The sequence below is a fragment of the Arthrobacter sp. 10N44_2 genome (assembly GCF_056394385.1).
Map to the genome: position 1 here is coordinate 156,263 of NZ_JBFTHT010000009.1, position 13,626 is coordinate 169,888.

The 13,626-nt window shown below is 68.3% G+C and carries 10 protein-coding genes; 3 read left to right on the forward strand and 7 right to left on the reverse strand.

The genetic code is table 11. The features are described 5' to 3' along the window. Positions 1-30 precede the first annotated feature (30 nt). Both AC1DBX_RS12015 and AC1DBX_RS12020 read left to right on the forward strand, forming a co-directional pair. On the forward strand, positions 31-1,791 hold the full coding sequence (locus AC1DBX_RS12015) for a 5-oxoprolinase subunit B/C family protein (RefSeq protein WP_476931834.1): 1,761 nt from the start codon (positions 31-33) through the stop codon (positions 1,789-1,791). Further along, the gene (locus tag AC1DBX_RS12020) at positions 1,791-3,542 is read left to right on the forward strand and encodes an acetyl/propionyl/methylcrotonyl-CoA carboxylase subunit alpha (RefSeq protein WP_476931822.1); all 1,752 of its coding nucleotides are present in this window, start codon (positions 1,791-1,793) and stop codon (positions 3,540-3,542) included. Before AC1DBX_RS12015 ends, AC1DBX_RS12020 begins: the two co-directional genes overlap by 1 nt. A gap of 422 nt (positions 3,543-3,964) precedes the next feature. Here the strand turns inward: AC1DBX_RS12020 and AC1DBX_RS12025 are convergent, their stop codons facing one another. The 7 genes from AC1DBX_RS12025 to AC1DBX_RS12055 form a co-directional block, all read right to left on the reverse strand. Further along, positions 3,965-4,732 carry a GntR family transcriptional regulator gene (locus AC1DBX_RS12025; RefSeq protein ID WP_476873882.1) on the reverse strand — a complete coding sequence of 256 codons (768 nt, stop codon included), beginning with the start codon at positions 4,730-4,732 and terminating at the stop codon, positions 3,965-3,967. Positions 4,733-4,783: 51 nt separating this feature from the next. Continuing rightward, positions 4,784-5,473, reverse strand: coding sequence for an aldo-keto reductase family protein (locus AC1DBX_RS12030; RefSeq protein ID WP_476931823.1), 690 nt, complete (start codon positions 5,471-5,473; stop codon positions 4,784-4,786). Positions 5,474-5,561: 88 nt separating this feature from the next. Beyond that, a complete protein-coding gene (locus AC1DBX_RS12035) occupies positions 5,562-6,383 on the reverse strand; it encodes an HAD-IIA family hydrolase (RefSeq protein WP_476931824.1) in 822 nt (273 codons plus the stop codon). A gap of 226 nt (positions 6,384-6,609) precedes the next feature. Beyond that, the gene (gene eat / locus AC1DBX_RS12040; protein ID WP_028278167.1) at positions 6,610-8,019 is read right to left on the reverse strand and encodes an ethanolamine permease; all 1,410 of its coding nucleotides are present in this window, start codon (positions 8,017-8,019) and stop codon (positions 6,610-6,612) included. Positions 8,020-8,319: 300 nt separating this feature from the next. Continuing rightward, on the reverse strand, positions 8,320-10,071 hold the full coding sequence (locus AC1DBX_RS12045; protein ID WP_476870274.1) for a glycerol-3-phosphate dehydrogenase/oxidase: 1,752 nt from the start codon (positions 10,069-10,071) through the stop codon (positions 8,320-8,322). 131 nt (positions 10,072-10,202) lie between these two features. After that, entirely contained in the window at positions 10,203-11,573 is a 1,371-nt protein-coding gene (locus AC1DBX_RS12050) for an iron-containing alcohol dehydrogenase (protein WP_476931825.1), read from the reverse strand. Then, the gene (locus AC1DBX_RS12055; protein WP_476931826.1) at positions 11,557-13,059 is read right to left on the reverse strand and encodes a xylulokinase; all 1,503 of its coding nucleotides are present in this window, start codon (positions 13,057-13,059) and stop codon (positions 11,557-11,559) included. The genes AC1DBX_RS12050 and AC1DBX_RS12055 overlap by 17 nt, the downstream gene beginning before the upstream one ends. A gap of 331 nt (positions 13,060-13,390) precedes the next feature. Between AC1DBX_RS12055 and AC1DBX_RS12060 the strand changes: the two genes are divergently transcribed. Beyond that, positions 13,391-13,626 (forward strand): hypothetical protein (locus tag AC1DBX_RS12060; RefSeq protein WP_476931827.1); only part of this gene is annotated, 236 nt, incomplete at its 3' end.

A 13,626-nucleotide genomic window follows, 5' to 3' on the forward strand; every position in this document is an offset into this window, starting at 1 on the left:
TCACCGGCACAATGATTGAGGCAACCCGTGATTGAGACAGCAGGGGAACCCCTGAAGGCACAAGCCGCCGCAGCAGGCGAAACCGCAGTTCACAAGGTCCGCTCCGTGCGGGCCGTGGGGACGCGTGCGGTCCTCGCTGAGCTCTCCGGCACCCAGGACGTGCTCGCCCTCCAGGCGCTGCTCCTCGAGAAACCGCTGCCGGGCCAGCAGGACATCCTGGCCGCGGCCGAGACCGTCCTGGTCAAGGCCGAATCCCCGGCCTCGGCCCGGCGCATCGCCGCCCGCCTGATGCAGCTCGACCTCACCGCACCCGTGCAACGCGACGGCGAGCTGGTGGTCATTGACACCGTGTACGACGGCGAGGACCTCGCCGAAGTCGGACGGCTCACCGGCCTGGGAACGGACGGCGTGATCGCCGCCCACTCCGGGCAGGTCTGGACCGTGGCCTTCGCCGGCTTCGCCCCCGGATTCGGATACATGATCGGGGAGAACCAGCAGCTGGAAGTGCCGCGCCGCAGCTCGCCCCGCACCGCAGTTCCCGCGGGCTCCGTGGCGCTGGCCGGCAACTACTCGGCCGTGTACCCGCGCCGTTCCCCGGGCGGCTGGCAGCTGATCGGGCGCACCAACGCCAAGATGTGGGACTTGGACCGGGAGCCGCCCGCCCTGGCCGCCCCCGGCCACCGGGTGCAGTTCCGTCCGGTCCGGGATGCACTCGCCCTCGCGGCCGAGCCAGCCACCGAGCCAGCCACCGAGCCAGCTGTCGAGCCGGCCGCGGCGCCTGCGGCCGAGGGCACCGCGCCGGAACCGGTTGCCGGGCAGGACGTCATGGCCGGGATCCGGATCGTTTCACCGGGCCTTCAGAGCCTGATCCAGGACCTCGGCCGGGACGGCCACTCCGGCCTGGGCGTCTCCGCCGCCGGCGCGCTGGACCGGGCCTCGTTGCGCCGGGCCAACCGCCTCGTCGGCAACGCCCCCGGCGCAGCCGGCATCGAGACCGTCGCGGGCGGACTCAAGGTCCAGGCCGTGGGGGACCAGGTCCTCGCCGTCGCCGGGGCGCCGTCGGAACTGAGCATCGCGTCCGCACCGGACGACGCCGGCGATACGTGGCAGCGCACCGTGCCGGTGGCCACTGCCTTCGCGCTGCTCGACGGCGAAACGCTCAGCATCGGTGCGCCGCACAGCGGCTTCCGCAGCTACCTTGCGGTCCGCGGCGGGGTGGATGCCGCCCCGGTACTGGGCAGCCGCTCCACGGACACCATGTCCGGGATCGGTCCTGCGCCCCTGGCCGCCGGGCAGCAACTGGGCGCCGGCGGAGAAGCCGAGACCGGCGTCGTCGGAAATCCCGAACTGCAGCCGGACTACCCGGGCACCGGGGCGACCGTCCTCGACGTCGTCCCCGGCCCCCGCGCCGACTGGTTCGATCAGGCGGCACTGGATTCCTTCACCGCCCAGGACTGGGCCGTGCTGCCGCAGTCCAACCGCGTCGGCATGCGGCTGGACGGTACGCCGCTGCAGCGCAGCCGCCAGGGCGAACTGCCCAGCGAAGGCACCGTCGCCGGCGCCCTGCAGGTCCCGCCGGAGGGCCTGCCCGTGCTCTTCCTGGCCGACCATCCGATCACCGGCGGCTACCCGGTGATCGCCGTGGTGGTCGACTCCCAGCTGGACCTCGCCGCCCAGGTCCCGATCGGCGGCAGGATCCGCTTCCGCTGGGCCGAATCCGCCACCACCGAACACCCCACCGAACACGGCACTACTGAACACGCCACCACCACAGAAGAAGCGAGTAACTGATGCGCAAGGTCCTGATCGCCAACCGTGGAGAAATCGCGGTCCGCATAGCCCGGGCCTGCGACGACGCGCAGCTGGCGTCCGTCGCTGTCTACGCCGACATCGACGCCGACGCCCTGCACGTCTCGGCCGCGGATGAGGCCTTCAGCCTGGACGGCAACTCGCCCGCGGACACGTACCTGAACATCCCCAAGCTCCTCGCCGTGGCGGCCCAGTCCGGTGCGGACGCCGTCCACCCCGGCTACGGCTTCCTCTCCGAGAACGCCGACTTTGCCCAGGCCGTCCTCGACGCCGGGCTGACCTGGATCGGTCCGACGCCGGACGCGATCCGGCTGCTCGGGAACAAGATCACGGCCCGCGACGCGGCCGTCCGGGCCGGCGCACCCCTGGTGGCCGGCAGTGACGGTCCCGTCGACACGGCGGCCGAGGCCCGCGCCTTCGCCGAAGAGCATGGCCTGCCGATCGCCATCAAGGCCGCCTTCGGCGGCGGTGGCCGCGGCATGAAAGTGGTCCGGGTCATCGACGAGGTCGAGGAAGCCTTCGACTCCGCCGTCCGCGAAGCCGTTGCCGCCTTCGGCCGGGGCGAGTGCTTCGTGGAGCGCTACCTGGACCGTCCGCGCCACGTCGAGGCGCAGGTCCTGGCGGACGCGCACGGCAACGTCGTGGTCGTCGGAACCCGTGACTGCTCCCTGCAGCGCCGGCACCAGAAGCTCCTCGAAGAGGCCCCCGCGCCGTTCCTGACCGACCAGCAGACCACGCTGATCTACGACGCCGCCAAGGCCGTCTGCCGGGAAGCGGGCTACTCCGGCGCCGGCACGGTGGAATTCCTCGTCGCGGCGGACGGCACCGTGGCCTTCCTGGAGGTCAATACCCGGCTCCAGGTGGAGCACCCGATCACCGAGGAAACCACGGGGATCGACCTCGTCCAGGAACAGTTCCGGATCGCCGCGGGGGAGCCGCTGCGCCTGGCCGAAGACCCGGCACCGCACGGACACGCCTTCGAATTCCGGCTTAACGCCGAGGACGTGGGCCGCGGCTTCCTGCCCTCGCCCGGCACCATCGGCGAATTCGCCGGTCCCACCGGCCCGGGCATCCGCCTCGACACCGGCGTCCGCTCCGGGTCCTTCGTCGCGCCGCAGTTCGATTCCCTGCTCGCGAAGCTGATCGTCACCGGCGCGGACCGCCAGCAGGCCCTGCGCCGTGCCCGCCGGGCCCTCGCCGAAATGCGGATCACCGGGGTCGCCACCGTGCTGCCCTTCCACCGGGCCGTGCTGGAATCCCCGGACTTCACCTCCGAGGACGGCCTCGGCATCCACACCCGATGGATCGAAACCGACTTCGCGGACAGCATCCCTGCCGATCCGGACTACAGCACCACCGCGCCCGACGGCGAACGCCGCACCATCACTGTCGACGTGGACGGCAGGCGCCTCGCCGTCGGCCTTCCGGCCGATCTGCTGGACGCCTGGGCCCGCTCGGGCAGCTCCGCGCCCGCCGGGGTGTCGGTAGCGTCCGACGGCGGTGCCGCCGCCGCTGGCGACCCTGGGGAGCTGCGCGCGGACATGGCAGGGACAGTCGTGAAATGGCTCGTCGAGCCGGGAGCCGAAGTCTCGGCCGGGGACCCGGTGGTGGTCCTTGAGGCCATGAAGATGGAAACCCAGGTCTCCGCGCACCGGGACGGCACCGTCACCGACGTCCGCACCAAAGCGGGCGGGGTTGTCACGGCCGGCGCGGTGCTCGCGCTGATCGGGTAGCCGCATTCTGCTGATGTTTGGCGAGTGACTGGGCCGTTTCCGCTGGCGGAAGCGGCCCAGTCACGTTCGAGCGGGCGTGGCTATGCCTCCAGCCCGAGTCCGCGCCTGCCGATGGGGTTGAGTTCCTTCTCATGGAACCGGTTATCCCAGTCGGCTTCATAGTGCTCTTCGGGAAAATCCCGGGGTGAGCGTCCGGCTTTGAAGTCCTCTGCCACTCGGTACAGAAGGGCCCCGGGCCGGGGCCCCATTGCATGCCCGTGGAGCGGCAGTGGAAGGGATCTGGGCCGAATACCGCCGGTGATCTCCAGGTGATCTTCAAGTGATCGGCCGGTTGCGAGCCGAACAACCTCCACAACGGGAACGGCCGGGCACGCTGGGGAGCGTGCCCGGCCGTGTGTCCGGTGGTTGTGGTTGTTGCCCGGTCAGGTCCGTGACTCTGAGAGGGCCGGAGCGGCCTGGACCTGCTGGGCGGGTGGCTGGGCGCGGCGGTTGAGCCACATTTCGAAGACGTCGCTGGTGTGCCACTCGAAGGAGGCGAGCACCGGGGTGCCGTTGATGTCGTAGTCGACCTCGTCGAAGTAGAGCAGCGGGACGCCTTCTTTGACCTGGAGCTGTGCGGCCTCAGGGGGTCCGGCGAGGACGGGGAGCAGCTTGGCCCGCCCGTTCCGGACGCCGTAGTTGAGGGTCTCGAGCAGGTCGAACAGGGACGGGCCGAGGTTGGACCGGGCCGCTTCGGGCACGAGGGCCAGAGGGACGCGGTCGAGGCTGTAGACGACGGGCCGGGCATCGGCGAACCGGACCCGTTCGACGATGACGACCTCGGCCCCGCGGTCCAGGCGGAGCCGGGCCCGGTCGCCGTCATCGGCGGGTACCACGCGCTGGGAGATGATCCGGATGCTGGGGGTGAATCCGGCGGCCTGAATCATCGCGGTGTAGCTGACGTTCAGGTCCAGCGCGTGGCGCTGCGGCACCCTGGTGACGTAGGTGCCTTTGCCATGGAGGCGGGAAAGGTACCCGGCGTCGATCAATGCCCGGTAGCCTTCGCGGACCGTGGCGCGGCTCACCGCGAACTTCACCGACATTTCGTCCTCGTTGGGGAGCCGGTCGCCGACGTTATACGTGCCGTTGCTGATGAGCTCGGTGAGTTCATCTCGAACCTGTTCTGCAAGATTTGGCCGGCGACCTGACATGGTGTCCTCCCTGGGGCAATAAATCCAGTGTACTGGCGGTGCGGGTTCTGGTTAGACGCGGGCGCCGGCGGCGGCGTCGGCGTAGGACAGGGCGGTGCGGACCTGGGACACGACGTCCTTTTCGCCGGGGAGCTTGCCGTCGAAGATGGCCGCGCCGATGGTGAAGCCCCAGACGCCGGCTTCGGCGAGACCGCGGACCTGGTCCTCGTTGACGACCGAGCCGGCAGCGATGGTGGGCCCATCGACAACGCGGGCGACGGCGGCGGTGAGTTCCAGCGGATCGACGGTGGCGTGGCGGTAGGCGAGCAGGTCCACGCCGTGGACGCCCTCGAGCTTGGAGAGTTCGGCGGCGTGCGCGGTGATCTCCTCGATGGTGCCGAGCAGTGCGCTGGGGTGCCCGGCGACGCGGCCGGGGAAGGGGGCGAACTTGATTCCGGTGCCGGCGAGCTTCTCGACGGCCTCGGCGGCGAACTTGCCGCCCACGATCCAGTCCACGCCGGCGGCGATGGCGGCGTCGATGGAGTCCATCTCATCAGCCTTGTCGACCGAGACCACCTCGAGGTAGACCACCAGGTCCGCGGCGTGCGCGGCGGCGGTCAGCTCACGGGCCTTCTCGGCGGTGGCGCCGACGTCCTTGAAGCCGATGTGGCGCAGCCCGGTGTCCTTGACCTGCTCGAGGACCTCCAGGGCGTTGTCGACGGTGCGGTCGTTGTGGGTGAGCATGAAGATGAATTCAGACATTGTTCTTGTTCTTTCGCTTGTGGTGGGTGCTGCTGGGTGGGTACTGCCAGGTGGGGTGGTGCTGCTGGTGGGGTGGTGCGTGTGTGGGTCAGGCGGGGAGGAGTCCGCGGACGTCGTCCAGGACGTGGGTCGGCAGGATGCCGGAGGCGGCGAGGTGGTCATCGGTGGTCGCTCCGGACATCACCAGGGCCGAGGCCATGCCGGCATTCAGGCCCATGGCGACGTCGGTCAGGAGCCGGTCCCCGACCATCACGGCCTCGTGGGCCGGGATGCCGAGGCGGTGCAGGAAGGCGTTGGCCATATGGACGCTGGGTTTGCCGACGATCGCTTCGGCGCGTCCGCCGGTGCAGGCCTCGATGGCCGCAAGCATCGCGGCGCAGTCGGGCAGGCCGCCGTCGGGGGTGGGGCAGTACGGGTCGGGATTGGTGGCCACGATCACGGCGCCGGCGTTCACGGCCTGGTAGGCGCGGGTGAGTTTGTCGTAGTCGAAGGTCCGGTCGAAGGAGACCACCACGACGTCGGTCTGGGCCGGGTCATCGGTCAGGGTGAACCCGGCGCCGCGCAGCGATTCGATCAGGACCGGTTCGCCCACGGCCAGGACACGGGCCCCGGGATGGCGGCCGGCGAGGTACAGGGTGAGCGCGTCGAGCGCGGAGATTACGTCCTGGGCCTGGGCCGGGATGCCGAGCCGGGTCAGCTTCGCGGCGTAGGCCTCGGCGGTCTCGAGCGGCTTGTTGGTCACGAAGACCACCCGGGCCCCGGAGTTGCGCAGCGCCGCCACGACGGTGTCCGCGCCCTCGATCAGGTCATCGCCCAGATACAGCGTGCCGTCCAGGTCGAAGGCGTAGCCCCGGTAGAGCGGGGCCGCTTCGCGGCGGCCGGCTTCTTTGGCCAGTAGTTCAACGGGCATCGTTGCCCTCCTTTCGGCCCCTTGCGGGGCACAATATAAGTCTAACGTTAGACGTCTAACGACTCAAGTCGATGATGGAATCTCTGGAAGAAAGTTTCGCGGTGTGGTGCCGGTGGTGCTGGTGCCGGGCGGGGGCTGCCGGGTCGCGGCGCCCCCGCCGGGCGGTCGGCCAGATCAGCCTGCCGGGCTGGCCGGGCTGTCGGGCTCTTTGGTGGGGCTGGGTTGGTCAGGCGTCTGCGGTGAGGGCCTGGTCGGTGAGGGCGAGTTCTTCTTCGGCGGTGTAGTTGCCGACGCGCTTGCGGCCGACGGCGAAGTAGTAGGCCATGAACAGGGCCACCATGATCACGGCGATGACGAACGCGAGGGGGAAGCTGACCAGGGCTGCGGGGATCAGGATCCCGGCCAGGATCAGGGCGATCCACATCGTGACGCGTCCACCGCGTGCCTTGTAGGGGCGGTGCAGGTCGGGGCGCTTCTTCCGCAGCACCAGGGCTGCGGCCATCATCAGCATGTAGGACACGGCCGCGACGAGCACGGAGAGAGTGACCAGGACCGGGATGGCGTCCGGGAGGATGGTGGCGCCCAGGATGACGAAGACGAAGCCGATGACGCCGGGCACGATCAGCGAGCCGACCGGGGCGTGATGCTTGTTGAGCTTGGACAGTGATGCCGGCAGGTAGCCTGCACGGGACAGGGCGAAGGTCTGGCGTGAGTAGGCGATCACGATCGCGTGGAACGAGGCGACCAGGGCGGCGAGGCTGAAGATCGCGATCACCGGGACGATCCAGGTCTGGGATCCCACGACGTTGGACAGGGCCACGGTCAGCGGGGCCGCTGCGCCGGGGAAGTCGGACCCGCCGACGCCGGCGGCGACGGTGAGGGTGCCGAGGCCGATCACGGCGAGGGTGATGAAGGCCATGATCAGGGCCTTGGGGATGTCCTTGGCCGGGTTCTTGGTCTCTTCGGCAGCCATGGGGAGGCTTTCGATGGCGAAGAAGAACCATGCGGCGAGCGGCAGGGTGGCCCAGAGGCCGCCGATGCCGTTGGGCAGGATGGCTCCGCCCGAGTAGGCGTTCAGGTTATCCAGTGACATCTTCGGCGCACCGATCACCATGAAGACAATGAGGCCGACGACCGCGACGGCGGTGAACACGAATTCGATCTTCATCGAGTTGCCGGCGCCCAGGAGATGGACCACGGTCGAGCCGATGTAGAGGACTGCGGCGCTGACCAGGACCGGCACGTCGGGGAAGAGGACCTGCACGTAGGCGCCGACGGTCAGCGCCACCGCGACCGGGGCAAACACGAATTCCAGAAGGACGCTGACTCCGGCGAGGTAGCCCCAGACCCGGCCCAGTGCTGTGCGGACGTAGGCGTAGGCTCCACCGGCGTGGGGTACTGCTGCGGACAGTTCGCCGATCACGGTTGAGAGGCCGGCGTAGAGCAGGCCCATGATCGCGATTGCGATCAGGTAACCCCAGTAGCCGGTCAGGCCCAGGCCCGCGTTCCAGCCGTAGTAATCACCGGAGATCACGGCGCCGACGCCGATGCCCCAGAGCAGGACGGGCCCTGCAACCTTGTGAAGATTCTTCTTCTTGTGCTCCGCCTGCACTGGCGAAATTGTGGCTTGTGACACTGACCTGCTCCTTTGCGGGTTGTATCCATCATCGGCGCCACGGGAGGCGGGCCGTCTGATGTTTGACGAGGAAGCCGCGGGATTGCTCCGGTGGCTGGGTGCCGGGCTGAAATCAGCGCTCCGGGACCGGGTGTTTCGAAGGGGTGTTACGAACGGCCGCCGCGGGGGCGGCGGGCCTGGCTTTTCTCTGGCGTCATCGGCAGGGAAAGTGTCCGGAAGGGGCTTTCGCGACCTTGTTCATCAAGCATACCAAGTCGTTAGACGTCTGACAAGAGAAAGTTTTGTTGTTTTCCGGGACGGTTAAGCGTGCAGGCCGGCCGCCGCGCGGGCGGCAGGAACTGCCCTTTTCATGACAGCATCGGCAGAGGCGTCATCGGGTACGGAGATCGCTTCCCGCTGGAGGCGCACGAATTCCTGATAGCGCTCCAGTTCGTCGTCGACGTCTTGCGCAGTCCAGTCCAGGGCCGGGGCCACGGCCCTGGCAACCTCGGATGCGGCTTCTTCGCCGAAATCCTTGGATTCAATGGAAATACGCAGGCGGCGCTCAAGGACGTCCTCCAAATGCAGGGCCCCTTCGTGCGTCACTGCGTACAGCGCTTCAGCCAGAAGGGCGCCGCCGCCGCCGCAGATCTCCAGCCCGAGCACCCTGTTCTCGGCCACAGGCTTCAAGACTTCAGTGGCCATGTTTCCGTATCGACCGACCAGGCGTGCTGCGTGGCTGGACGGCAGTCCGAGGGTTTCGAGCATGTAGGCGCAGACGCTTTCAATCTCGGCGGCAACGAAGTTTTCGCCACCGAGGAGGGGCAGGTCCAGTGTTTGCGAGGGGCGGGCAGTGCTTCGCCCCTGTGTCGCGGCGTCCACAGCGTCCTTTGCCATGACCCTGTAGGTGGTGAGTTTGCCGCCGGCGATCACCGCGATGCCCTCGTGGGGCACGTCAACGACGTGTTCCCTGCTCAGCTGCGCGGTCGAGCCTGCCTTGCCTTTCACGAGCGGGCGGAGTCCGGCGTAGACACCGAGGATATCCTCGTGGACGATCGGGACCTCGAGCACCTTGTTGACGTGATCGAGCAGGTACTGGACGTCCGCGGAGGTGGCGGAGGGATTCGTTTTTCCCAGGTCCCATGGCGTGTCGGTGGTGCCGATGATCCAGTAGTTGCCCCAGGGGATGACGAAAAGGACACTTGCCCCTGCCCGCAGGATCAATCCCATGGTGGACGGGAAGCGATCACGGTCAACGAGGATATGAACCCCCTTGGACATGGTGACTTCGACTGCCGAGTCGACGCCGATCATGGTTTGCGATTCTGCGGTCCACACACCCGTTGCGTTGATGATGGAGCGGGCCCGCACCTCGAACCGCTCACCCGTCTCTTCATCCGAGACGAGTACTGTGTGGTCCGCGCTGCCGGTGCCGGGCATGATCTCCACTGCGCCGGCGCGATTCATCGCATGGACGCCCCGCGACACCGCAGTGCGCACGATCGTTGCGACCAGCCTGGCGTCATCGACCTGGGCATCAAAGTAGCTGATGCCCCCACGGCATGCAGCGCGGTTCAGGCCGGGCAGTTCAGCCCTGACGCGCTTGCGGCTGAGGTGGCGGTGCAGGCCGACGCCCGGGTGGCGGCCGCCGGCATAGCTGAACAGGTCATACAGGGCCATCCCGGCCCCCACATAAAACCGCTCGGCCAGCGGCGCGGTGACGGGGTAGAGGAACGAGACAGGCTTGACGAGGTGGGGTGCGATTGCGCGCAGGAGAAGGCCGCGCTCCACAAGAGCCTCCTTGACCAGCTTGAAGTTGAGCTGCTCAAGGTAGCGGATTCCGCCGTGCACCAACTTGGAAGACCGGCTGGAGGTGCCGCTGGCCCAGTCGCTCTTCTCGATAATGCCGACCGTAAGTCCCCGCGATGCCGCATCGAGGGCAGCGCCGGCGCCGACAACGCCGCCGCCAATAACAAGCACGTCGAGTACTTGTGACTTCATCGCAGCGCGGGCTGATTCGCGTTGCGCAGTGTTGAGTCGCCCGGTTCCGGCGGAAGTGGCGGTCTTGCTCATTGTGGCCTCCATGGGTCTGCCTGCCTTTCGTGGCCAGGCGTCATCAGCGTGGGATGTCATTAGACGTCTGACGAATAAAAGTGGGTATTGTTGGTTCGGGAATGGGCTTCGCTTGCGGTGGGGCCCGGCGTTTACAGTCCGGCGCCGATCCGTTCTGCCTCGGCGAGGGCGGCCAGGACGTCGGTCTTGGTCCAGGCTCCGGTGAGGTAGGCGAGATCGGCGATGTTGAAGCGGTTGCGCATGAGGTGGCAGTTCGTGAGCGCCCAGATGACGTCGTCTTCCTTGCTGGGGTTTTCCAGTTCGGAGAAGCGGGTCGGCGCGCCGGCGGCGCGGAGTGCCGCGACGATGGCTTCCGGTTCGCCCAGCAGGCCCGAGAGCACCTCGGCGTGGGCCGGCCAGGCTGCGGCGGCGTCGCGGATTTTGGCCCCGGCATCGACAGCGCGGAGGTGTTCGAGTTTCTTGGAGTAGTCGGACCAGCACTCGTTGCTCGTGGAACCGGCCTCGTCCATCCAGTCGAAGGCCTCCCGGACGGTGCGTTCGGCGTCGTCCGGCTCGGGGAGCCGGAGGGCGCCGAGGCTTCCGGTGCGGAGCTTCTCGTTCATGTTCCGCCAGAGGATCGCGACGATGACGGTCGCGACGCCCACCTGGGCGCCGTGGTGGGCGGTGTCTGTGCCGCGGGCCGTGCTGGCCATGTCCAGGAGGTGGCTGATGACATGTTCCATGCCGGAGGACGGGGAGGTTTGTCCCGCGACGCCCATTGAAATGCCCGACAAGGTCACGAACTTGGCCAGCGTCGACAAGGACTCCGGGTCAGAGGTCCCCACGCCGGGGGCAAGGCCCAGGAGTTCGGCGCCGTGGCGGCGGGTCATGGTCGCGGCCTCGGCGGAGTAGCCGCGGTCCATCTCGACGAGGGAGGACAGGTACCAGTCCGCGGGGGCGGTGAACATCGAGATCATGTCGCCGAGTCCGGAGCGGTTCAGCAGTGCCGGCGCCCCTTCCAGGACGTTGCTGTCGACCACCAGTGCGTTGGGCCAGCCGGAGTGGGCGGTGCGCTTGACGCCGTTGATCAGCAGCACGGACTGGTCATCGGCGAAGCCGTTGACGGAGGCGGCGCTTTGCACGACGACGTGCGGCCGGGTCCCGGCGGCGACCTTGCCGATGTCGCACAGGGTGCCGGAGCCGATGGTGACGATGACGTCCGCGCCGGCACAGCCGGCGGTCGCAGCGCTCACGGTGGTCTCGTCGGCGTGGACGTGGCCCGGGAGGGCCACGGTGGTGACCGTGCCCAGGGTTTCCAGGAGGGCCGTGACGGCGGGCTTGAGGTGGGTACCCGAGCCGGTGGTGTAGACGTCCTCGTCGGTGAGGACGGCGATGCTGTTATGGGCCGGGAGGGCGGCGACGATGTCGTGGACGGAGTCCAGCACGTCGGCGCCGATGACGACCTGCTCGAGGCCGACCAGGGGGTGGGAGAGGTAGCGGTCGAGGTCAGACGAGAGCGTCATGGCGTGTTTCTTTCTGCGGGATGGATTCGACGGCGTCGAAGAGGGAGCGGTAGTCCTGGTAGGCCATTTCAAGGGCCTCGGCATGGGCAGGGTCGGGGTCGATGCTGACCGGGTCGAGTTCGACGACGGCATCGACGGCGGATTCGAGGCTGGCGAAGGTGCCGGCGGCGACGGCGGCGAGCAGGGCCCCGCCGGTGGCGCTGGTCTCCTCGGTGAGCACCTTCTGGATCGGGGTGTTGCAGAGCGTGGCCTTCGCCGAGAGCCACAGCGCGGAGCGGGCCCCGCCGCCGACGACCCGGACTGACTGGGCCAGGCCCATGGCGTCGATCCGGTCGTAGATGTCGCGGAACGCGAAGCAGTTCGCCTCGATGATCGCCCGGGCCATGTCGGTGGAGTCGTGGTTCATCGACAGCCCGGCGAACGTCCCGCGCAGGGAGTCGTTCCACCGGGGCGCCATGGAGCCGGTCAGTGCCGGGATGAAGCGGACCCCGCGGGCGCCGGGTTCTGAGCGGGCGGCGCGGTCGAAGAACTCCTGCTGGCTGACGCCGAGGACGTTCTGGGCAAACCACAGCGTGTTGCCGCCCGAGACAAACCCGGGGTTCTCGATCAGGTAGGTGCCGTCCACGGCGTGCGCGTGGGTCTCGACGAGTTTGGTCTCGTCGAAGACCGGGAAGGCGCTGGAGACCCCGACCGGTTCGGCCGTGCCGAGGATATCGACGACCACCCCGGGCCGGACTCCGCCGGCGCCCAGGCATGCGGCGTGGTCGTCGCCGGTGCTGACCACGACGGCGCAGCCCGTGGTCAGCCCCAGCGCCGCAGCCGCCTCCGCGGTCAGGGTCCCGGCGACGTCGGTGGCGCGGCCGATCTCCGGGAGCTTGGCCCGGTCCAGCCCGGCGGCGTCGATGAGTTCATCGCTCCAGTCCCGGGCCACCACGTCATAGAGCAGCGAGGAGGAGGAATTCGCGTGGTCCTGGATTGAACGGCCGGTCATCCACGCGACGGCGTAGCCCCCGACCGAGGGCAGCGACGCGGCCCTCCGGTACACCTCGGGCTCGTTGTCGGCCAGCCACATGAGCTTTGGTCCGGTGTGGCTGGCGTTCAGGTTCAGCCCCGTCCGGGCGAACAGCCGGTCCGGATCGATTGCGTTCCCGAGCCGGGCAACCTGCTCGGTAGCGCGCCGGTCCAGCCAGATAATGGCCGGCCGCAGCGGACGCATGTCGGCGTCCACCGGCACGACGCCGTCCACCTGGCTCGAGAGCCCGATATGGGTCACCTCGGCCGGCTTTACACCGGTCCGGGCCAGCACGGCACGGACGCTGGAGGCAATCCCGTGCCGGTAGTGCGCCGGATCCTGCTCTGCCCAGCCGCTGTGCGGGTGCGCCATCGCATACCCGCTGCTTGCGGTCGCGACGATCACGCCCTCCGGCGACATCAGCACCGCCTTCGCGCTCTGCGAGCCAAGATCACAGCCAATTACATATCCCAATGAAATACTCCTTTGTATCCCAGCGGCCTTCCCCCGAAGCCATCACCATCTGCGTAAGTCGTCAGACGTCTAATAACTAGATTACGGGTGCGGCTCCCGGCCGTCAACCCCTTCCCGCGGCCGACAGGTCCTGGGTGAACCTTGACCGCGCGCGCAGGTGTGGTAGTTTCGCGAGAAGTATCCGAGGTCTGCTGTCCCGGGGCCATGTTTTGGGGGAATCATGGCTACTTTGAGTGCGCAATTTCGGCGGCGGACCGCTTGTCTGGCTGCCGCGTTGGGTGTCTTGCTTGCAGCATCAGCGGTGGCCGCGCCAGCGGCGAAGGCAAACGACGTGCTGACGTCCCCTGTCGCGGTGGCCGAGACGTACGCGAAGCCGACCGTGCCGGGTGCTTTGGTCCCGGTCACGCCCTTCCGGGCACTGGACACGCGGACTTCTGCTGCAGTGCGCCCGGACGGGAGCGTGTCCTTCCAGGCCGGCGGGGCCCACGGGATTCCGGCGAAGGTTTCCGCCGTGACCTTCAACCTCACCGTCACCGAGCCACGGTTGATCGGGTTTATCACCGCCTA

What these genes read in the sequence shown, in the direction of transcription:
- AC1DBX_RS12020 (WP_476931822.1), top strand. Translation starts at nt 1,791, where the DNA reads ATGCGCAAGGTCCTGATCGCCAACCGTGGAGAAATCGCGGTCCGCATA.
- AC1DBX_RS12025 (WP_476873882.1), bottom strand. Translation starts at nt 4,732, where the DNA reads ATGTCAGGTCGCCGGCCAAATCTTGCAGAACAGGTTCGAGATGAACTC.
- AC1DBX_RS12030 (WP_476931823.1), bottom strand. Translation starts at nt 5,473, where the DNA reads ATGTCTGAATTCATCTTCATGCTCACCCACAACGACCGCACCGTCGAC.
- AC1DBX_RS12035 (WP_476931824.1), bottom strand. Translation starts at nt 6,383, where the DNA reads ATGCCCGTTGAACTACTGGCCAAAGAAGCCGGCCGCCGCGAAGCGGCC.
- AC1DBX_RS12045 (WP_476870274.1), bottom strand. Translation starts at nt 10,071, where the DNA reads ATGAGCAAGACCGCCACTTCCGCCGGAACCGGGCGACTCAACACTGCG.
- AC1DBX_RS12050 (WP_476931825.1), bottom strand. Translation starts at nt 11,573, where the DNA reads ATGACGCTCTCGTCTGACCTCGACCGCTACCTCTCCCACCCCCTGGTC.